Here is a 20754-nt window from a genome sequence, read left to right on the forward strand (position 1 = left end):
GGATAGTGAAATAACAAACAAAGATGTCAGAAAATTAACGCAATTTGATATAGATTTTTGAAAATCTGTATGATAGAATTAAGAGAAATGGAACTTGTTCTTGTTAATAGCACCTAAATGAAGAAAAAAGGGAGGTAGAAAATAATGCTTTCTAAAAAATCTACAGTTCAATTCAATGGAACAGAAGAGCAGAAGAAAGAACTGTTAGAGATGATTCACGAACTGAAAGATGAAAAAGGTTCTCTGATGCCTATTATGCAGAGGGCACAGGATATTTACGGATATCTGCCTATTGAGGTTCAGAAGATCATTTCTGACGAGACAGGAATTCCGTTAGAGAAGATTTATGGAGTTGCAACATTCTATTCACAGTTTAATCTGAATCCAAAAGGACGTTATCGTATCTCAGTCTGTCTTGGAACAGCCTGTTATGTAAAAGGTTCCGGGGATATCTATAATAAACTGATGGAAAAACTGGGAATCGTTGGTGGAGAATGTACTCCGGACGGTAAGTTTTCTCTGGATGCATGCCGCTGTGTGGGAGCATGCGGACTTGCACCGGTCATGATGGTCAATGATGAGGTATACGGCCGGCTCACGGTAGATGATATTGATGATATTCTGGCCAAATATGAATAGTTATGATGACGGAAATTGCATTGAATATACTGGATGTTACGGAAAATTCCATACGGGCGGGAGCCAGTGAGATTGAGATTGACATAGCTGCTGATACCGAAAAAGACATACTGGAAGTGGTGATTAAGGATAATGGATGCGGAATGGATGAAGAACAGCTTCAGAAAGTGACGGATCCGTTTTACACGACAAGAACCACCAGGAAAGTAGGACTTGGTATTCCGTTTTTTAAGCAGGCGGCAGAGAGTACGGGGGGAAGCTTTTCTATTCAGTCCCGTGTGAAAGAAGGCACTTGTGTCAAAGCAGTATTCGGACTGTCTCATATTGACAGAATGCCGTTGGGGGATATCAATTCAACCATATACACGCTGGTAGTATTCAATGAATCAATTGATTTTCATTACAGATATGCATATGACGGGAAAGAATTTGTGCTTGATACCAAAGAGATAAAGCACATCTTAGACGGTCTGTCGTTCCGGAATGCCGAAGTATCCGGATTTATCAGAGAATATCTGGATACAAACAAGGCTGAGGTGGATGATGGCAAGACATTATGACAACATGACGATATGGGAGGAATAATATGAAATCTCTGGAAGAATTGAGAGCAATAAGAGAAAGAAATCAGGGAAAGGTAGGTGTTCGTTCTGAGAACGAGACACAGACCCGTGTAGTTGTCGGTATGGCAACATGTGGAATTGCAAGCGGTGCAAGACCGGTACTTACAGCTCTTTCCGAAGCTGTACAGAAGGAATACCTGACAGATAAGATCAGTGTAACTCCGACCGGATGTATCGGACTTTGCCAGTATGAGCCGATCGTGGAAGTACTGGAACCGGGAAAAGAAAAAGTTACATATGTAAAGATGAACCCGGAAAAAGCGATGGAAGTATTTGAATTACATCTGAAAAAAGGACAGGTAGTGACTAAATATACATTAGGAGCTCAGCAATTGTAAGTAAAGGAGGTATAGGTCTATGTATCGTTCGCACGTTTTGGTATGTGGTGGAACAGGATGTACTTCCTCAGGCAGCCAGAAGATCAGAGAAAGATTAGAAGAAGAGATTAAGAAAAACGGATTGGAGAATGAAGTTGGTGTCGTAAAGACAGGTTGTTTCGGATTGTGTGCGCTGGGACCGGTTATGATCGTGTATCCGGAAGGCTCTTTCTATGCAATGGTTAAGGAAGAAGATATTCCGGAGATCGTATCAGAGCATCTGTTAAAAGGAAGAGTTGTAAAACGTCTTTTATATGATGAGACAGTCAAAGCAGACGAGGTGCTTCCGCTTCAGGAGACACAGTTCTATAAAAAGCAGCACAGAGTTGCCCTTCGAAACTGTGGTGTAATCAATCCGGAGAATATTGAAGAATATATCGGTACCCGTGGATATGAAGCACTTGGTACCGTATTGACAACGATGAAACCGGAAGAAGTTATCCAGGTGATTCTGGACAGCGGACTTCGCGGGCGTGGAGGAGCAGGATTCCCGACCGGCCTGAAGTGGAAATTTGCAGCGGCAAATGATGCGGATCAGAAATATGTCTGTTGTAACGCAGATGAAGGTGACCCGGGAGCATTCATGGATCGTTCCGTACTGGAAGGAGATCCTCATGTTGTTCTGGAAGCAATGGCAATCGCCGGATATGCAATCGGAGCATCACAGGGATATATCTATGTGCGTGCAGAGTATCCGATCGCGGTAGAACGTCTGAATATTGCAATTAAACAGGCAAGAGAATATGGTCTGTTAGGCAAAAATATATTTGATACAGGATTTGATTTTGATATTGAACTCCGCCTTGGTGCTGGAGCATTCGTATGTGGTGAAGAGACAGCTCTTATGACTTCGATAGAAGGAAACAGAGGAGAGCCGCGTCCGCGTCCGCCGTTCCCTGCATTAAAGGGTCTGTTCCAGAAACCGACTATTCTGAATAACGTAGAGACACTGGCAAATATTCCGCAGATCATCTTAAATGGAGCAGAGTGGTTTGCATCCATGGGAACAGAGAAGTCAAAAGGAACAAAGGTATTTGCCCTTGGAGGAAAAGTTAAGAATACAGGTCTGGTAGAGATTCCAATGGGAACTACACTCCGTGAGATCGTAGAGGAGATTGGTGGGGGTATTCCGAATGGAAAGAAGTTCAAGGCTGCGCAGACCGGTGGACCGTCCGGTGGATGTATTCCGGCAGAACACTTTGATGTTCCGATCGATTATGATAACCTGATTGCAATCGGTTCCATGATGGGTTCCGGTGGTCTGATCGTTATGGATGAAGATACCTGTATGGTTGATATTGCCAAGTTCTTCCTGGAATTCACGGTTGATGAATCCTGCGGAAAGTGTACACCATGCCGTATTGGTACCAGACGTATGTTAGAGATTCTTGAAAAGATCACAAATGGCCAGGGAACCATGGAAGATCTGGACAAACTGGAGGAACTGGCAGCACACCTGAAGTCCAATTCTCTTTGTGCACTGGGACAGACTGCTCCGAACCCGGTACTTTCAACGATGCGTTATTTCAGAGATGAATATATCGCTCATATCGTAGATAAGAAATGTCCGGCCGGCGTATGTAAAGCGCTTCTTTCCTACAAGATCGATGCAGACAAGTGTAAAGGATGTACACTGTGTGCAAGAACCTGTCCGAATGACGCAATCATTGGTAAAGTGAAAGAGCCGCATGTCATCAATCCGGATAAGTGCGTGAAGTGTGGAGCATGTATGGAAAAATGTCGTTTTGGTGCAATTTATAAAGAGTAATGGAGGATGGAGAATATGGAAAATATTAATCTTAAAATTAATGGCCTTGATGTAACGGCTCCTGCAGGTTCTACTATCCTTGAAGCAGCACATATTGCAGGAATCAAGATACCGACATTGTGTTATCTGAAAGAGATCAATGAGATCGGTGCCTGCCGTATGTGTGTGGTAGAAGTAAAAGGAGCCAGAAATCTTGTGGCTGCCTGTGTACATCCGATCAATGAGGGAATGGAAGTATATACCAATACTCCGAAGTTGATCGAATCCAGAAAGAAAACATTGCAGTTGCTTTTATCGAACCATGATAAAAAATGTCTTTCCTGTGTGCGCAGCGGAAATTGTGAACTGCAGCAACTCTGCCGCGAATATGGAGTAGACGATGAGAATTATTATCAGGGAGCAATCAATCACTATGAGCTGGATGATTCTGCAGCACATATGATTCGTGACAATAACAAATGTATCCTTTGCCGTCGTTGTGTAGCTGTCTGTGAAAAGGTACAGGGAATCGGTGTCATCGGCGCAAACAATCGTGGATTTAGCACGATGATCGGTTCAGCATTCGAAATGGGACTTGGTGAGACCAGCTGTGTATCCTGCGGCCAGTGTATCGCTGTATGTCCGACCGGAGCATTATATGAGAAGGATTATACACAGAAGATTCTGGATGCAATTGCAGATCCGGATAAGTATGTAGTGGTTCAGACTGCACCTTCCGTACGTGCAGGACTTGGAGAAGAGTTCGGATATCCGATGGGCACAGATGTAGAGGGCAAGATGGCAGCTGCGCTTCGAAGAATCGGATTTGATAAGGTGTTTGATACAGACTGGTCAGCTGACCTTACAATCATGGAAGAGGCAACAGAGCTTCTGGACAGAGTAAAGAATGGCGGGGTACTTCCGATGATCACCTCCTGTTCACCTGGATGGATCAAGTACTGTGAACACTATTTCCCGGATATGACAGAGCATCTGTCAACCTGCAAATCTCCGCAGCAGATGTTTGGAGCTATGCTGAAGACTTACTTTGCAGAGAAAGAGGGAATTGATCCGAAGAAGATCGTATCTGTCAGTGTAATGCCATGTACGGCCAAGAAGTTCGAGATCGGCAGAGATGATCAGAATGCAGCAGGTGTTCCGGATGTGGACATCGCAATTACAACACGTGAGCTTGCAAGATTGATCAAACGCTGTGGTATCGACTTTACAAGACTTCCGGATGAAGGATTTGATGATCCGATGGGTGAGTCTACCGGAGCAGGTGTGATCTTTGGAGCAACCGGTGGAGTTATGGAAGCAGCACTTCGTACTGCAGTTGAAGTTCTGACCGGAGAAGAACTTGGCAACCTTGACTTTGTAGATGTTCGTGGAACACAGGGAATCAAGGAAGCATCTTACAATGTTGCCGGAATGGATATCAAGGTTGCAGTGGCATCTGGACTTGGAAATGTAAGAACACTGCTTAACAGAGTAAAATCCGGTGAGGCAGATTACCAGTTTATTGAGATCATGGGATGTCCGGGTGGTTGTGTAAATGGAGGCGGACAGCCGCAGGTATCCGGAGAGGTTCGTAACTTTACGGATGTAAGAGGAATCCGTGCAGACGTATTATACAAGAATGATGCGGCAAAACCAATCCGTAAGTCGCATGAGAATCCGGCAATTAAGAAGCTTTACGAAGAATATCTTGGCGAGCCGGGAAGCCACAAAGCACATGAGACATTACATACATCATATGTAAAGAGAACGGTAAACTAAAAGTTTCATAATAATTGCCAGAGTGGTTAAGATATACAGAAAATCATAAAAAGTTCTTGTACGTAACAAATGATAACAGAAAAAACGTTCCGGAAATCATCCCGAAAAGGGAAGTTTTCCGGGGCGTTTTTTGTTCTGAGATATTGTAAAACCTTGCACTTCCACCTATAATTAATACAGAAAGTCTTGCCTGAAAATTGTGGAGGTAATTATGAAAGTACAGATATGTATTGGAAGCTCCTGCCATGTGCGGGGATCAAAACAGGTGATTGAAACGCTTATGAAGCTTACCCGGGAGCATGAAAAAGAAGTAGAGATAGAACTGAGCGGATCGTTTTGTATGGGAGCTTGTTCGAAGGGAGTCAGCATCAAGATCGGAGAGCAGATCTATCATGTGAAACCGGAAGATGCGGAAGATTTTTTCCACGAGGTGATATTAAAGGAGGCACAAAATGCGGGTAATTGATTTCAAGGATGCAAGCTGTAAACATTGTTATAAATGTGTCCGCCATTGTGATGTAAAGGCGATATCCGTACAGAATGAACAGGCGCATATTATGAAGAATCACTGTATTAACTGTGGGCATTGTCTGGAGGTCTGCCCGCAGAATGCAAAGACATTTAACAGTGATATGGAGAGAGTGAAGGGATATCTGAGTCAGGGAATGAAAGTGATCATATCGCTGGCTCCGTCTTATCTCGGGGTGCTGGAATATGACAAACCGGGACAGGTCGTAGATGCACTTAAGAAGCTGGGATTCTATGAAGTGCGTGAAACGGCGGAAGGCGCAGCGCTCGTCACAAAAGAATACTGGAAACTTCTGAAGGAAGGACAGATGGACAATATTATTACGACCTGCTGTCCGAGTGTCAACGATCTGATCGAAAAATATTATCCGGAACTGGTGTCGATGATGGCTCCGGTTGTCTCTCCGATGATTGCGCACGGACGTCTGATACGGAACATCTATGGAGATGATGTAAAGGTTGTATTTCTGGGGCCATGTATCGCAAAAAAAGAGGAGGCGATCGGAGATGAAAGAGTCAGTGGTGCCATCGATGCGATTCTGACATTCCATGAGATCGTGAAATGGTGGAAGGATGCGGGAATTGATATCCACAAGTGTGAAGATCTTCCGCTTGCGAATCCGTGCCCGAAGGTGAACCAGCTCTATCCTGTCAGTGGTGGTATCATCCAGTCCGTGAAGGCATGTTCTGTAGAGGACAATTATTATAAGATCCATATTGATGGGTTGAAAGCGTGTATGGAGCTGTTTGAAGAATTAAAAAAAGGGGACATTCACAATGCTTTCTTTGAGGTAAATGTCTGTGAGGGCGGCTGTATCAAAGGTCCTGCTTCTGATAAATGGCAGCAGTCCGTGATTCGTGCGAAGATGGATGTGGAAGATCAGGTAATTCACAGGGAAGAAGCAGTAGAAATTGACAGAAGCAATGTGAATATGCTGAAAGTGTTCTGTGACAGGAGGGTGCAGGATGATATCCCGACAGAAGCCCAGATGACAGAAGTGCTTCATGCAATGGGGAAATATACGAAGAGTGATGAGTTGAACTGCGGTGCCTGTGGTTATCCGACCTGTCGTGCCAAGGCAGCCGCGGTCTTTCAGAAAAAGGCTGAGATCGGAATGTGTCTTCCTTATGCTGTGGCGCAGGCGGAGTCCATGTCAAATGTTGTGATGGATGTAACACCGAATATGATTCTGATCGTTGATAAGGAGCTCAGAATCCGGGAATGTAATAAAAAAGCACAGGAGATGCTTGGAGTTTCCAGAGAAGAAGCACTGGAGAGATATATCTTTGAGTTCGTGGATGTGACGGATATTGAGGAAGTTCTTCGGACCGGACAGAATATTCTTCGCAGGAAGAACAATCTGGAATCTGTGAATCTTGTGGTTGTGGAAACCATTGTATATATCGAAGCGCAGGAATCTGTGCTGGTCACCTATCAGGATATTTCAAAAGAAGAAAAAGCAAAGGAACAGCATTATAATCTGAAGATGGAAACTGTGGAGATGGCACAGAAGGTCATTGACAAGCAGATGATGGTGGCACAGGAGATCGCAGGACTTCTCGGGGAGACGACAGCAGAGACGAAAGTGACATTGTCCAAGCTTCGGGATTCAATTCTGTTTGAAGAGGAAGAGTAGTATGAGTGTAAGTGTTGATATATCGTGGAAAAGCCTGAATAAGCATCATGAAGAGCTGTGCGGCGACAAGGTGGAAGTGCTTAAGACGGAAGATTCGGATATTATTATTCTTGCAGATGGGATGGGAAGTGGTGTGAAAGCCAATATTCTTGCGACGCTTACTTCTAAGATTCTGGGAACCATGTTTCTGGAAGGAGCATCTATCGAGGCTTGTGTAGAGACGATCGCAAAAACACTTCCGGTGTGTAAGGTAAGAGAAGTTGCATATGCAACATTCAGCATTCTTCAGATCTTTCATAACGGAGATGCTTATCTGGTGGAATTTGACAATCCGAAATGTGTGTTCGTAAGAGACCGGCAAATCGTGGATTACCCTTATAAAGAGAGAATCATCGAAGGAAAGAATATCCGGGAATATCGCTTTCAGGTGAGATTGAAAGACTGCTTCGTGCTCATGAGTGACGGCGTGATCTATGCCGGAGTAGGAGAGCTTCTGAACTTTGGATGGACATGGGAAAGTATGGCAGAGTATACCTTAAAATGTACCAAAGAAACATTGTCTGCCTCCCGCCTGGCTGCGATGCTAAGTCAGGCATGTGATGATCTGTACGGACAGAAGCCCGGAGATGATACAACGGTAGCCGTGGCAAGAGTGATAGAACGTCAGATTGTGAATATATTTACGGGTCCGCCGACACACAAGGAGGACGACGAACGTGTGGTACGCGAATTCATGAAACAGGAAGGAAAGAAAATTGTCTGTGGAGGAACCAGTGCGAATATTACTGCAAGAGTGTTGAAAAAAGAGATCGTGACATCGCTGAATTATGCGGATCCGAATGTTCCGCCGACAGCAACGATCGAAGGCCTGGATCTGGTAACGGAAGGCGTACTGACACTTGGAAAAACGTTAGGACTTCTGAAGCGGTATGAGCACGATGAATTTGATGAGGCATTTTTTGATGAACTGGATGCGGAAAACGGAGCCTCCAGACTGGCAAAGCTGATCATCGAAGAGTGTACGGAGCTGCATTTATTTGTCGGAAAGGCAATGAATATGGCACATCAGAATTCCAGCCTTCCATTCGATCTGAGTGTAAGAATGAATCTGGTGGAGCAGTTGAAGGAATGCGCAGAGCATCTGGGAAAGAACGTACAGGTGACATATTACTAAAACTGTAAAAAGGGATCTGTTTATAGTACTATAAAGAATTCGATCCATAGAAAGAGGGATTCTTCCAACAGAGGAAGAATCCCTCGCTTTAGTGCGCCTGGCGGCGCACGTTTCTACTCGATTCACAGGGTAGATGGGCAAATATAATATTTCCTTCTATTTAGCTCCTTTTTTTCTAATACGCCCATAGGACAACATCGTCAATGTTTAACTCTGGCATTTTTCCAAAGTGGCAAAGAATTCCGGATAGGAGACATCTACGCACTGGCTGTCTTCAATCACGGTCTCGCCCTGTGCAGTCAGTCCGGCAATGGAAAATGCCATTGCGATCCGGTGATCCAGATAGCTCTGGATGTGTGCGCCATTGAGAGGTGTTCCGCCTTCTATGATCATTCCGTCATCTGTCGGTGTAATGTTTCCACCCATGGCTTTCAGATTGCCGGTGACGGTATCAATGCGATTGGTCTCTTTTACTTTCAGTTCTGCCGCGTCTTTGATGACGGTGGTACCCTCTGCGTGAGCCGCCATGACTGCTATGATCGGGATCTCATCAATCAAGGCAGGAATCCGATCGCCTTCTATAACGGTTCCTTTCAGACTTCCGGATCTGACGAGAATATCTGCACGTCCTTCTCCGCCTTCAAAAGATTGATTCAGCAGGGTGATATCAGCGCCCATAGCCTTACATACCTCCAGAAATCCTGCCCGCGTAAAGTTGGTTCCTACATTTTTGACGAGTAATTCAGATCCGGGAACCAGAAGTGCAGCGGCGATAAAGTAAGCTGCTGACGAGATGTCGCCTGGAACACAGATCTGCTGACCGTATAGTTCTCTGCAGGGTTGTACGATAGCGGTAGCGCTTCCGTCTGTGTGCATTACAGAGGTAACATCTGCGCCGAAGCTCTGAAGCATCAGTTCTGTGTGGTTGCGGGACAAAGCCGGCTCTGTCACCGAAGTTTCACCATCAGCATAAAGACCTGCGAGAAGAACGGCAGATTTTACCTGTGCTGATGCGACCGGAGACTGATAATGAATTCCATGAAGGTCTCCGGGTTCCACTTTCAGCGGTGCACAGCCATTGTCGTGGATGCTGGTAATATGTGCACCCATACGGTTTAATGGTGTCATAATCCGTTTCATGGGACGGGAATTCAAAGAAGCATCTCCGGACATCACCGAAGAGAAACTCTGTCCGGTCAGAATACCTGACATAAGCCGTGTGGTGGTTCCGCTGTTTCCGACGTTCAGAGTATCTGTCGGAGCAAGAAGTCCCCGAAGACCCTTTCCCCGCACCAGAATTCTTCCGGGCTTTTTTTCAATCTCGACGCCCATCTTACGGAAGCAGTCGATCGTAGAGAGGCAGTCGGCGCCTTCCAGAAAATGTGTGATTTCTGTGGTTCCATATGCAATGGAACCAAGCATCACAGACCGGTGAGAGATGGACTTATCTCCCGGAATCGTAAATTCTCCTTTTAATCCCTTTGCAGGGAAGATTGTTCTAACGCTCATATACAATATACCTGAATTTCTGCAGTAACTCTACGGCTTTTCTGGAAGAAGCTTCATCGTAGAATTCAATTCGCAGAACCCCTTCTTCAAATTCTCTGTTGTGAACAATTCCTATGTTCTTGATATTAATATTATTGGAGGCAAGAATAGTTGCAATTGCAGCGATTCCACCGGCTTCATCAATGATATCACAGTATACGGCAAATGCCTTTTTGATCGGTCCTGCAGAAGAACCGGGAATGGAATTGCGGTAATTCTGTGAAGAAGAAAACAGGTTGTACAGTTCCTGGGCATCTTCGCTGTCGATCACCTCTTTGAAATTTGTCAGAGACTGGATGTATTCTCCCAGAATCTTGGAGATATTGTCTTTATTCTTCAGACAGATATTCTGCCACATGATCGGAGACGAGGAAGCGATTCTGGTGATATCTTTGAATCCTCCTGCAGCCAGATTCTTCATCAATTCGTCTCTGGTGTCTGTATTTCGTACGAAATTGACCAGAGCAGAAGCAATAATGTGAGGAAGATGACTGATCGTTCCGGTGACATAGTCATGCTGCTGATAATCCAGTATAAGCGGAAGTGCTTTGAGATTTTCGACAAATTTCTCATATCTGCTGATCTTTTCCTGTGGGACAGATGCCGTTGGTGTCAGAATATAATATGCATTCTCAATCAGCATTGCCTTGGAATTGCTGTATCCGCTTTTTTCTGAGCCTGCCATGGGATGACCGCCGATGAAATACTGCTCGATCCCCAGTGCGGTTACTTCATTATGAATGTTCGTCTTTACACTTCCGACGTCTGTAAGAATACAGTCATCATGAAGGTAATCGGTAAGCTGCTTCAGATAGGCAGTGTTGTATGCGACAGGAGCGCACAGGAATATATAGTCACAGTGATGAAAATTGTCATCAATTGTAGTTGCTGCTACGTCGATGATGGATTCCTGGGTGGCGAGGGCGAGAGTCTCCTTGTTTTTGTCAAACGCAACAATCTCATAATCCGGATAATACTGACGAATCGCTTTTGCAATAGAGCCGCCGATCAGTCCCAGTCCGATAAATCCTATTTTATGTTTCATGATATTCCTCCTGATGTGGATTGGGGCACAGTCCGATAAAGCTTGTACTGTATGCCAAACTACATTTTAACCTGTATTGGAATGGTTTGTCAATACTATAACGCTTTAAAGTGAAAAAGCAAACTGCGCTTTCTGTAAAAGATGCATAAAATAGTTGTAATGCAAGATATTTTTTAGTACAATATAAACATGAGATTTTACCAAGATAAGGAGGCAGCTTTATGAAAGTTTACAGAACGGACGAAATCAGGAACGTGGTCCTTTTAGGACATGGGGGAAGCGGAAAGACGAGTCTTGTTGAGGCTATGGCGTATGTATCAGGAGCAGTAAATCGTATGGGCAAAGTTGCAGACGGCAATACGATCAGTGATTTTGATAAAGAAGAACAGAAACGTGAATTCTCAATTGGTACGACCTTAGTCCCGATTGAATGGGAGAAGGCAAAGATCAACATTCTTGACACTCCAGGTTACTTTGACTTTGTCGGAGAGGTAGAAGAAGCAGTCAGTGCAGCAGATGCAGCTGTTATCGTAGTATCCGGCAAGGCAGGTGTTGAAGTAGGAACAGAGAAAGCATGGGAGCTTTGTGACAAGTACAAACTGCCGCGTATGATCTATGTGACCGAGATGGATGTGGATGATGCAAGTTTCCGTCAGGTTGTACAGGACCTGACAGATCGTTACGGCAAAGTGATCGCTCCTCATTTCCAGCCGATTCGTGAGAATGAGAAGCTGGTAGGTTATGTCAATGTTATCAAGAATGCCGGAAGACGTTATACAGGTGTCGGACAGAGAGAAGAATGCGAGATTCCGGATTATTGTAAGCCAAATCTGGAGATTTATCGCGAGAAGCTCTTAGAGGCAGTTGCTGAGACAAGTGAAGAGTTTATGGAGAGATATTTCGCGGGAGAGGAATTCTCTGTAGAAGAGATCCGTTCTGCAATGCGTACGGAAGTTATGGACGGAGATATTGTTCCGGTTGCTATGGGATCCAATATTCAGGCACAGGGAGTTGCCAACCTGTTATCTGATATCGTGAGATTTTTCCCAAGCCCGGACAGCCGTAAATGTGCAGGAATTAACAGAAAGACGAATGAGATCTATGAAGCAAATTATGATTTTGCAAAAGCAAAATCTGCTTATGTATTTAAGACCATGGTGGATCCGTTTATCGGAAAATATTCTTTTGTAAAAGTTTGTTCCGGTGTATTAAAAGGTGATGATACATTATATAATGCGGATGCTGATGCAGAAGCAAAGCTGGGCAAGATCTATACGATGGTTGGAAACAAACCGGTAGAAGTAAGTGAGCTGTTTGCCGGTGATATCGGAGCAATCGCAAAACTTGCCAATACAAAAACCGGTGATACACTTTCTACGAAGAATACGCCGCTGATGTTCGGTAGAACAGAATACTCCAAGCCATATACATATATGAAGTATGTATGTAAGAACAAGGGTGATGAAGACAAGGTGTCTCAGGCGCTTCAGAAGATGATGGCAGAAGACGTTACGCTGAAGGCCGTAAATGACAGTGAAAATCGTCAGACACTGCTCTATGGTATGGGAGATCAGCATCTGGATATTACAGCAAGTAAGCTGGCAGCCAGATATAAATGTGAGATTATTCTGGAGACACCGAAAGTTGCATTCAGAGAAACCATCAAGAAGACTTCAGATGTGGATTCCAAGTATAAGAAGCAGTCCGGAGGACATGGTCAATATGGACATGTAAAGATGAAATTCGAACCATCCGGAGATATGGAGACTCCATATGTATTTGAAGAAGTGGTTGTAGGTGGAGCAGTGCCGAAGAATTACTTCCCGGCAGTTGAAAAAGGTCTGCAGGAATCTGTATTGAAAGGACCTCTTGCAGGATATCCGGTAGTTGGTGTGAAAGCAACATTGTACGATGGATCTTATCATCCGGTAGATTCTTCAGAAATGGCATTTAAGACAGCTACGATCCAGGCATTTAAGAAGGGCTTTATGGAAGCAGCTCCGGTTCTTCTTGAGCCAATCGCTTCTATTAAAGTGACTGTACCGGATGATTTTACCGGTGATGTAATGGGTGATCTGAACAAACGCCGCGGCCGTGTACTCGGAATGAATCCGATTGCAGGCGGATGGCAGGAGATCGTTGCAGATATTCCAATGACCGGTCTGTTTGGATATTGCACAGTTCTTCGTTCCATGACAGGAGGAAGAGGTACTTATTCTTATGAGTTCGCACGTTATGAGCAGGCACCATCTGATGTACAGGCTGCAGAGATTGAAAAGAGAGCAGCTGAGGAATAGAATCTTAAAAATTAGCGATGCCTAACATAGAAGAAAAGCCCGTCAGGGCTTTTTTTCTTGGGATAAAGGTGTTATAATCTCTTGTGTTATAATGAGATTTGCTGTCTTTGGCAAATGATAATTGGTGAGAGGATCAGAAAATGAAAATTGTGATTATTGGTGATGGCAAAGTGGGGCATAAACTTACGGCTCAGCTGTCCGAAGAAAATTATGATGTTGTCTTGATTGATCAAAATGAAGGGAAATTAAAAGAAGCGGTAAATGAACTGGATATCTTCTGCATTACAGGAAATGGTGCAGATGCGGTGGTCCAGAAGCAGGCGGATGTGCCACATGCAGATCTGGTAATTGCGTGTGCGTCTACTGATGAGATGAACATGTTGAGTTGTCTTCTGGCAAAAAGGCTGGGAGCCCGCCATACGATTGCGCGTGTTCGTAATCCGGTATATTACAGGCAGATTGATCTTTTGAAAGAAGATCTTCATCTGAGTATGGCAGTTAATCCGGAGCTTACAGCTGCCAATGAGATATCAAGAGTTCTTTTGTTCCCGCAGACCAGTAAGGTTGAGACGTTTATGAAGGGAAGAGTAGAACTGGTAGAATTCAATATCAAAGAAAACAGTGCACTGATCGGACTGTCGCTTGCAGAGATTTATCGAAAATATCAGATTAAAATTCTGGTGTGTGCGGTAAAAAGGGATAATGAGGTGTATATTCCGGATGGGGACTTTGTGCTGAAGCAGGGTGATAAGATGCATATCGCCGCGGCACATCAGGATCTGGAGACATTTTTCAAGAGTGTCGGACACAAGAACGCCAAGGTAAAGAAGGTGCTGATCTGTGGCGGCGGTCATGTATGTTTCTATCTCGCGGGACAGTTATTGCAGGCTGGAATGCAGGTAAAGATTATTGAACGTGACCAGAAGCGCTGCGAAGAGTTGTGTGAGCTGCTTCCAAAAGCAACGATCATCAATGGTGATGCGGCAGATCATGATCTCCTGATCGAGGAAGGAATCGGTGATGCAGATGCGGTGGTCGCGCTGACCGGAATGGATGAAGAGAATATCATTATGGGACTTTTTGCAAAGACGCAGGGGGTTGACAAGATCATCGCGAAGGTTAATGAAGATTCCCGCGCACAGATGGTAGAAGGACTTGGAATCGACTGTATCATATCGGCAAAAAGTGCAACGGCAGATGCTATCATGAGTTACGTACGTGCCAGAAATAATTCTGCCAGCAGTGCCAATGTAGAGACCATGTATCAGCTTCTGGGAGGAAGAGTAGAGGCACTTGAGTTTATCATAAAGGCAGAATGTGGATTTACAAATGTTGCATTAAAGAATCTGAAGACAAAGAGAAACAACCTGATTGCATGTATCGGTCGAAAACGAAGAATCATCATCCCGAATGGAGATGATCATATTGAAGTTGGAGACAGTGTCATCGTTGTTACAAAGGATCACATCAATGATTTTAGAGATATACTGGTATAAGGAGACAAAAAGCATATTATGAATACGAAGATGATACGATATATACTCGGGAAAATGCTCGGGGTCGAGGCGGTTTTATTGCTGCTTCCGGCAATTGTCTCTGCAGTGTATCAGGAAATCAGCGGAATATATTTTCTGGTTCCGATCGCAATACTTGCAGTGATCTACTTTCTGAATGGAGTGAAAAAACCGGAAAAGAGTAATATATATGGAAAAGAAGGAATGATCATTGTAGCTCTGGCATGGATCTTATGGTCGCTCTTTGGAGCATTGCCATTTACATTATCCGGATATATTCCCAATTATGTAGATGCTTTTTTTGAAACAGTATCCGGCTTTACGACGACCGGTTCATCGATTATGAAAGATGTAGAGATACTGCCGCACGGGCTGGCGTTCTGGCGAAGCTTTACGCACTGGATCGGCGGAATGGGAGTGTTGGTATTTGTCATGGTACTTACAACGCTGGATAAGAAAAACTCCATGTATCTGATGAGGGCAGAAGTGCCAGGACCGGAGAAGGATAAGCTGGTGCCAAAAGCAATGTCAACAGCCAGAATCCTGTATGGGATGTATTTTTTAATGACTGTCATCGAGATTATCCTGCTCCTTTTTGGTGGAATGAATCTGTTTGACAGTATGCTTCATGCATTCGGAACGGCAGGAACAGGTGGATTTTCCAATTATGGGGCAAGTGTCGGACATTTTAACAGTGCATATATTGATGGCGTTATTACCATATTTATGATCCTTTTCGGTATTAACTTTAATCTGTATTATCTGTTTTTGCTTGGAGACAGAAAATCCATATGGAAAAATGAGGAACTGAGAGCGTATCTTTTAATTATTGCCGGGGCAATTACATTGATTACGATCAATATCAGTTCCCAGTATCAAAGTATACTACAGGCATTTCGCTATGCGGCATTTCAGGTGGCTTCGATCATTACGACAACCGGTTATGCAACGGCTGACTTTAATATGTGGCCAATGTTTTCACAGTGTATATTATTATCCTTGATGTTTATCGGAGCCTGTGCGTCTTCTACCGGTGGCGGAATTAAGGTGTCGAGATTCCTGATCGGTCTGAAATGTATCAAACGTGAAATTGTGCAGATGGTACATCCGAAGTCGGTAAGTATTATCCGTGTCAATGAAAAAAAAGTCGGTCCGGATGTGCTGAGAGTCATATTTATCTATCTGGTTGCCTATGTGGGAATTATCATGGGTTCGGTTCTTCTGATATCACTGGATGGGTTTGATTTTGCGACTACATTCAGTTCCGTTATGGCAACCTTAAATAATATCGGGCCGGGAATATCCGATGTCGGTCCGACAGGAAACTTTGCAGACTTCTCCATATTATCCAAGCTGGTATTCTGCTTTGACATGCTGGCAGGACGTCTGGAGATCTTCCCGTTTCTGATACTGTTTACAGTATCGGTGTGGAGAAAAAAATTCTAAATGCTCGGTATATGAGCGCGTAAAGGAGAGAATATGAAAGGAAAGAGTAAATTTTTGATTGCGATTGCTGTGATCTTGGCAGCCGGGATATATTATTATGTGACGATACCTGCGATTAATATTCATTCCTCGGATACCTGGTTTTTTATCATAGTTCTGCTGATTATTCTGGCTGCATTCTATGCAGTGCGGAAGAAATTCCGTCCGTCAGAATTCAGACAGAGCAAGATGCTGAAAGCGTTGGGCACGCTGATACTGGGGCTTGGAATCGTGTATCTGGTGGGTGCGGTTCTTTCATCCCCGATCATCAATGCGAAAAAGTATCAGAAGCTGATGGAAGTGGAGGAAGGTGAGTTTACGGAAGATGTAGAGGAATTATCGTTTGACAAGATTCCACTCCTGGACAGAGACACCGCTGAGATTCTCGGAGACCGTAAGATGGGAAGCATGGTGGATATGGTATCTCAGTTTGAGGTTGATACTATTTACAGTCAGATCAATTATAAAGGCAATCCGGTTCGTGTATCACCGCTTCGATATGCGAATCTGATCAAGTGGTTTACGAATCAGAAGAATGGAATTCCGGCTTATATTAAGATCAACATGGCGACTCAGTCGACTGAACTTGTAAAACTGGATCAGGGAATGAAGTATACGACCAGTGATCATTTTAACCGGAATATCTATCGTCATCTGCGTTTTGCACATCCGACTTATATATATGGAGAGCTGAGCTTCGAGATTGATGAAGACGGAGTTCCGTACTGGATTGCACCGGTGAAAAAGTATAATATCGGTCTGTTCGGTGGAGAGACGGTAGGAAAAGTTGTGATCTGCAATGCAGTTACAGGCGAGATGGAGACATACGATATCGATGAGGTTCCGCAATGGGTGGATCGTGCATATTCCGCAGATCTTCTGGTACAGTTGTTCGATTATTATGGCACATTGAAGCATGGATTCCTGAATAGCGTCCTAAGCCAGAAAGACTGTCTGGAAACAACGGATGGATATAACTATCTGGCATTGAACGATGACGTGTGGATGTATACCGGTGTGACTTCCGTAAATGGAGATCAGTCCAATGTAGGATTTGTATTGTCCAACCAGAGAACCATGGAGACGAAATACTATAAAGTAGAAGGTGCAACGGAGACTTCGGCGATGTCATCGGCAGAAGGACAGGTGCAGAATCTGAAGTATGTGGCGACCTTCCCGCTGCTTTTGAATATCACGGATGAGCCGACATACTTTATCGCATTAAAGGATGATGCAGGTCTGGTGAAAAAGTACGCAATGGTTAATGTACAGAAGTACCAGATTGTAGCAATTGGCGACAGTGTCAGCCAGTGTGAAGATAATTATCTGGAGCTGCTTCTGAATAACGGAGTAAAACAGGTTGCAGAAGATACCAGGGAAGAGAAAAAGATATCCGGTCCGATTACTAAGATTGTACAGGCTGTTCTGGACGGTACTTCCCATTATTACATTATGCTTGAGGGATCGGATGAGATATTTGACGTATCTGTTGCTGAATTCATTGACGTTGTTCGGTGTGAGACGGGACAGGAGGTTACGCTGAAGTATAAAGAAGATGAAGAAGTAAATACAGTCACAGACCTGAAGTTTGACTAAAGAAATAGAAAAGAAGGAAAGAGAGCGTAATGGAAATAAGTATACTGCTGGCAGAACAGATTACTGCCATGTTTCTGATGATGGCCGTCGGATATATGATCGTTAAGATCGGATTGTTTACGACAAAAGACAGCAAGATAATATCCAATATTGTGGTATACGTTTGTAATCCGTGTGTAATCATTGATTCTTTTCAGATAGAGCTTACAACCGAGAAGTTGAAAGGATTCCTGCTGGCAATCGCAGTATCAGTTGTTGTTCATATTGTGCTGATTGCAGGTACGGGACTATTATCGAAAGCGTTGAATTTTAACAGCATTGAAAAGGCATCTATCATCTATACGAATTCCGGGTATCTGGTCATTCCACTGGTAAAAGCTGTTCTTGGTGAAGAATGGGTATTTTATTCGACTGCTTTTATTCTGGTGCAGACAGCGTTGATCTGGACACATGGCGTGAAACTGATCGGTCAGGAGAAAGATCTTGGAATCATGAAGATCATCCGCAATCCCAATGTGATCGCTACACTAATTGGACTGATTATGTTCATGACAGAGCTCCGTCTTCCGACGATCATAGGAACCTGCGTCAGTGGATTCGGGGATATGATAAGTCCGGCCAGCATGCTGGTTATCGGTATGGTCATAGGAGATGTGAATCTACTGTGGGTATTCCGGCAGAAACGTCCCTATCTGATCTGCTTTGTGAGGCTGATCCTGTTCCCGGTGGCAGCTTCCGCAGCGTTTGCCGTCCTGGGACATCTGGGGCTCCATGGGAGCGCAGAGTATATTCTGATGATTGTGCTGATTGCGACTGCTGCACCGGCAGCAGCCATGGTGACGCAGCTGGCACAGATCTATGACAGAGATTCAAAGTATGCAAGTGTAATCAATGTCATGTCGGTGATATTCTGTATTGCTACGATGCCGCTGATGATATTGTTGTATGAAATATTATTTGTATTATAGAATAAAACAAAGAACTGCCGAAAAACTATGTTTTGCGGCAGTTCTTTATTATAGATTCGTGCTGTATTGTGTGATTTTATCCAGAACCCGCTGTTTTTCATTTCCTTCCAGAGGTGTCGGACAATAATCGTTATGTGAGCTTGTGGAAGACAGAGAACATGGGATCAGGTTCAGATCACTGCTGTCTTTTAATTCCCCCTTATGGAAGGTAAATGTCTGCTGCACGATCATGGTATCCTTGTCAGAAGGATTGGAATTTCCGCCGAAACAGAAGTTGCCAAGGCTGTATGCAATATATTTGTCTTTATATTTTTCTACACCCTGAAGTACATGCGGGTGATGTCCGATAACAAGATCTGCTCCGCTGTCAACAGCCAGATGTGCCAGCTGTTTCTGGGTATCATTTGGATAATATTCTTTTTCAACTCCCCAGTGAAAATTAACGATGATGAGCTGGGCTCCGGCTTCTTTCAGGGCGGTAATATTTTCTTTTACCTGTTCTGCTTTTCCCATATGTTCTGCAAGTTCATAGATTCCGGTAAGGCCTATTTTTACACCTTTGATATCAAGAATCTTGATCTGGTCAAAACCAAAGGTGGCAACACCTGCATCTTCCAGAGCTTTGATGGTGTCTGTGGTGCTCTGGCTTCCATAATCTGAACTGTGGTTGTTCGCCAGATTGGCTGCCTCAACAGAGCTGCCTGACAGAATACCTGCATATTCGGCTGGAGCTTTAAATGCATAAGTTTTGTCTTCTCTGGTTGTTGAATCCGTCAGAGTTCCTTCCATGTTGACGATAGACAGATCATCTTTTTCCAGAATGCTTCTGACGTTCTGGAAAAAATAATCCGGTCCGTTCATATTATAGTAAGCATTCAGGCTGGTAGACTGGTTGAAATTCACATCGGTTCCCAGAGTACAGTCACCCATAGAACTGATGGTAATGGATACTTCTTTTTCGGAAGAAGGGTTGCCGGTATCAATTTTTATTTCCTGAACATCTACATCGGAGTTGGTCTGATCAGATTCATCTGCAGTAGTTTTATCCGTCTTATTGGATGAAGCAGCGGTTTTGGCTGCCTTGTCCTCTTTGGATCTTAACATAACTGCACGGGCGCCTCCGATGACTCCAATAAAAAGTGCCAGGAGAAGAAAAAGTACGAGCAGATGGCGCTGCTTCTTTCGTCTTCTCCTTCTTGCGTTTCTCCGTTTTACATCTTTTATTCCACTCAATTTATCTTACCGTAAAAAAGGCAGTCCATGGATGGACTGCCTGATATTCCTTTCATTACTGCTAAATCACTAATTCAGATAGGTGCATCCTTCTGCTGAAACGTTTGCAAGATCATCTTTGCTTGCACTGATGCTTACATAGAATTCGATTCCACATTCTTTAGAGATCTTTTTCAGTCTTTCAATGAATGCAGGGATATTCTCCAATGAAATATCGGCATGTTTTAAAATGCCATCAATGAACACACACTCAATGTCGTGGTTTGAACTGTACATACCATATAAGAACCCGATATATTCATCAATATTTGTGATTGCCGGGAAATCATCCATGCAGATTGTGCGAATATCAAATGCAACACTTGCGGTATCGCGATGTGTCTTTTTGATAAATACAACATTTCCATTACATTTTTTAGCCTGTGCATTGGCCTGTTCAATCATTTGCTGTGTCTTTCCTGTCCCCTTTGGGCCTGCTAATAAATTAACCATGGTAAACACTCTCCTTTATGTATCATATTTACTGATCTCCATCAGTATAAATTGCTTATATCTATTATACAC

General features: G+C 43.8%; 17 protein-coding genes. 13 read left to right on the plus strand and 4 right to left on the minus strand.

Translation table 11 applies throughout. The features are described 5' to 3' along the window. Positions 1–144: 144 nt before the first annotated feature. From nuoE to JQM82_RS08000, 8 genes are all read left to right on the plus strand, one after another. Positions 145–639: an NADH-quinone oxidoreductase subunit NuoE gene (nuoE, locus tag JQM82_RS07965; RefSeq protein WP_235249574.1), complete on the plus strand. Its 495-nt coding sequence runs from the start codon at positions 145–147 to the stop codon at positions 637–639. Positions 640–641: 2 nt separating this feature from the next. Beyond that, entirely contained in the window at positions 642–1199 is a 558-nt protein-coding gene (locus tag JQM82_RS07970) for an ATP-binding protein (protein WP_235249575.1), read from the plus strand. A gap of 26 nt (positions 1200–1225) precedes the next feature. Then, positions 1226–1600 (plus strand): (2Fe-2S) ferredoxin domain-containing protein, encoded by a 375-nt coding sequence (locus JQM82_RS07975; protein ID WP_235249576.1) that lies wholly within the window; start codon positions 1226–1228, stop codon positions 1598–1600. A 19-nt stretch (positions 1601–1619) separates the two neighbouring features. Then, positions 1620–3407 carry an NADH-quinone oxidoreductase subunit NuoF gene (gene nuoF / locus JQM82_RS07980; protein ID WP_235249577.1) on the plus strand — a complete coding sequence of 596 codons (1788 nt, stop codon included), beginning with the start codon at positions 1620–1622 and terminating at the stop codon, positions 3405–3407. Positions 3408–3422: 15 nt separating this feature from the next. Next, positions 3423–5165 (plus strand): NADH-dependent [FeFe] hydrogenase, group A6, encoded by a 1743-nt coding sequence (locus tag JQM82_RS07985; protein WP_235249578.1) that lies wholly within the window; start codon positions 3423–3425, stop codon positions 5163–5165. A gap of 211 nt (positions 5166–5376) precedes the next feature. After that, entirely contained in the window at positions 5377–5631 is a 255-nt protein-coding gene (locus tag JQM82_RS07990; protein ID WP_235249579.1) for a (2Fe-2S) ferredoxin domain-containing protein, read from the plus strand. Beyond that, the gene (locus JQM82_RS07995; RefSeq protein ID WP_235249580.1) at positions 5618–7330 is read left to right on the plus strand and encodes a [Fe-Fe] hydrogenase large subunit C-terminal domain-containing protein; all 1713 of its coding nucleotides are present in this window, start codon (positions 5618–5620) and stop codon (positions 7328–7330) included. Before JQM82_RS07990 ends, JQM82_RS07995 begins: the two co-directional genes overlap by 14 nt. A gap of 1 nt (position 7331) precedes the next feature. Further along, the gene (locus tag JQM82_RS08000; RefSeq protein WP_235249582.1) at positions 7332–8504 is read left to right on the plus strand and encodes a SpoIIE family protein phosphatase; all 1173 of its coding nucleotides are present in this window, start codon (positions 7332–7334) and stop codon (positions 8502–8504) included. Positions 8505–8711: 207 nt separating this feature from the next. On the opposite strand, the gene aroA is transcribed toward JQM82_RS08000, so the two are convergent. Further along, positions 8712–10013 carry a 3-phosphoshikimate 1-carboxyvinyltransferase gene (gene aroA, locus JQM82_RS08005; protein WP_235249584.1) on the minus strand — a complete coding sequence of 434 codons (1302 nt, stop codon included), beginning with the start codon at positions 10011–10013 and terminating at the stop codon, positions 8712–8714. Beyond that, positions 10003–11097, minus strand: a complete 1095-nt coding sequence (locus JQM82_RS08010) for a prephenate dehydrogenase (RefSeq protein ID WP_235249586.1) — start codon at positions 11095–11097, stop codon at positions 10003–10005. The genes aroA and JQM82_RS08010 overlap by 11 nt, the downstream gene beginning before the upstream one ends. A gap of 221 nt (positions 11098–11318) precedes the next feature. Between JQM82_RS08010 and JQM82_RS08015 the strand changes: the two genes are divergently transcribed. The 5 genes from JQM82_RS08015 to JQM82_RS08035 all read left to right on the plus strand — a co-directional run bounded on the left by JQM82_RS08015 (position 11319) and on the right by JQM82_RS08035 (position 18957). Beyond that, entirely contained in the window at positions 11319–13394 is a 2076-nt protein-coding gene (locus JQM82_RS08015) for an elongation factor G (protein WP_235249587.1), read from the plus strand. Between the two features lie 140 nt (positions 13395–13534). Beyond that, a complete protein-coding gene (gene trkA / locus JQM82_RS08020; protein ID WP_235249589.1) occupies positions 13535–14890 on the plus strand; it encodes a Trk system potassium transporter TrkA in 1356 nt (451 codons plus the stop codon). A gap of 18 nt (positions 14891–14908) precedes the next feature. Next, positions 14909–16354: a TrkH family potassium uptake protein gene (locus JQM82_RS08025; RefSeq protein ID WP_235249591.1), complete on the plus strand. Its 1446-nt coding sequence runs from the start codon at positions 14909–14911 to the stop codon at positions 16352–16354. Between the two features lie 33 nt (positions 16355–16387). Continuing rightward, the gene (locus JQM82_RS08030; protein ID WP_235249593.1) at positions 16388–17989 is read left to right on the plus strand and encodes a CvpA family protein; all 1602 of its coding nucleotides are present in this window, start codon (positions 16388–16390) and stop codon (positions 17987–17989) included. A 29-nt stretch (positions 17990–18018) separates the two neighbouring features. Beyond that, positions 18019–18957 carry an AEC family transporter gene (locus JQM82_RS08035; protein WP_235249595.1) on the plus strand — a complete coding sequence of 313 codons (939 nt, stop codon included), beginning with the start codon at positions 18019–18021 and terminating at the stop codon, positions 18955–18957. Positions 18958–19005: 48 nt separating this feature from the next. Here JQM82_RS08035 and JQM82_RS08040 read toward each other — a convergent pair whose 3' ends face one another. Both JQM82_RS08040 and JQM82_RS08045 read right to left on the minus strand, forming a co-directional pair. Next, positions 19006–20190, minus strand: coding sequence for a CapA family protein (locus JQM82_RS08040; protein WP_420370606.1), 1185 nt, complete (start codon positions 20188–20190; stop codon positions 19006–19008). Positions 20191–20259: 69 nt separating this feature from the next. Further along, the gene (locus tag JQM82_RS08045; protein ID WP_235249597.1) at positions 20260–20682 is read right to left on the minus strand and encodes a hypothetical protein; all 423 of its coding nucleotides are present in this window, start codon (positions 20680–20682) and stop codon (positions 20260–20262) included. Between the last annotated feature and the right edge of the window lie 72 nt (positions 20683–20754).

The organism is Faecalicatena contorta, from assembly GCF_021531995.1.
Classification (GTDB): domain Bacteria; phylum Bacillota; class Clostridia; order Lachnospirales; family Lachnospiraceae; genus Dorea_A; species Dorea_A contorta_A.

What these genes read in the sequence shown, in the direction of transcription:
- nuoE (WP_235249574.1), top strand. Translation starts at nt 145, where the DNA reads ATGCTTTCTAAAAAATCTACAGTTCAATTCAATGGAACAGAAGAGCAG.
- JQM82_RS07970 (WP_235249575.1), top strand. Translation starts at nt 642, where the DNA reads ATGATGACGGAAATTGCATTGAATATACTGGATGTTACGGAAAATTCC.
- JQM82_RS07975 (WP_235249576.1), top strand. Translation starts at nt 1,226, where the DNA reads ATGAAATCTCTGGAAGAATTGAGAGCAATAAGAGAAAGAAATCAGGGA.
- nuoF (WP_235249577.1), top strand. Translation starts at nt 1,620, where the DNA reads ATGTATCGTTCGCACGTTTTGGTATGTGGTGGAACAGGATGTACTTCC.
- JQM82_RS07985 (WP_235249578.1), top strand. Translation starts at nt 3,423, where the DNA reads ATGGAAAATATTAATCTTAAAATTAATGGCCTTGATGTAACGGCTCCT.
- JQM82_RS07990 (WP_235249579.1), top strand. Translation starts at nt 5,377, where the DNA reads ATGAAAGTACAGATATGTATTGGAAGCTCCTGCCATGTGCGGGGATCA.
- JQM82_RS07995 (WP_235249580.1), top strand. Translation starts at nt 5,618, where the DNA reads ATGCGGGTAATTGATTTCAAGGATGCAAGCTGTAAACATTGTTATAAA.
- JQM82_RS08000 (WP_235249582.1), top strand. Translation starts at nt 7,332, where the DNA reads ATGAGTGTAAGTGTTGATATATCGTGGAAAAGCCTGAATAAGCATCAT.
- aroA (WP_235249584.1), bottom strand. Translation starts at nt 10,013, where the DNA reads ATGAGCGTTAGAACAATCTTCCCTGCAAAGGGATTAAAAGGAGAATTT.
- JQM82_RS08010 (WP_235249586.1), bottom strand. Translation starts at nt 11,097, where the DNA reads ATGAAACATAAAATAGGATTTATCGGACTGGGACTGATCGGCGGCTCT.
- JQM82_RS08015 (WP_235249587.1), top strand. Translation starts at nt 11,319, where the DNA reads ATGAAAGTTTACAGAACGGACGAAATCAGGAACGTGGTCCTTTTAGGA.
- trkA (WP_235249589.1), top strand. Translation starts at nt 13,535, where the DNA reads ATGAAAATTGTGATTATTGGTGATGGCAAAGTGGGGCATAAACTTACG.
- JQM82_RS08025 (WP_235249591.1), top strand. Translation starts at nt 14,909, where the DNA reads ATGAATACGAAGATGATACGATATATACTCGGGAAAATGCTCGGGGTC.
- JQM82_RS08030 (WP_235249593.1), top strand. Translation starts at nt 16,388, where the DNA reads ATGAAAGGAAAGAGTAAATTTTTGATTGCGATTGCTGTGATCTTGGCA.
- JQM82_RS08035 (WP_235249595.1), top strand. Translation starts at nt 18,019, where the DNA reads ATGGAAATAAGTATACTGCTGGCAGAACAGATTACTGCCATGTTTCTG.
- JQM82_RS08045 (WP_235249597.1), bottom strand. Translation starts at nt 20,682, where the DNA reads ATGGTTAATTTATTAGCAGGCCCAAAGGGGACAGGAAAGACACAGCAA.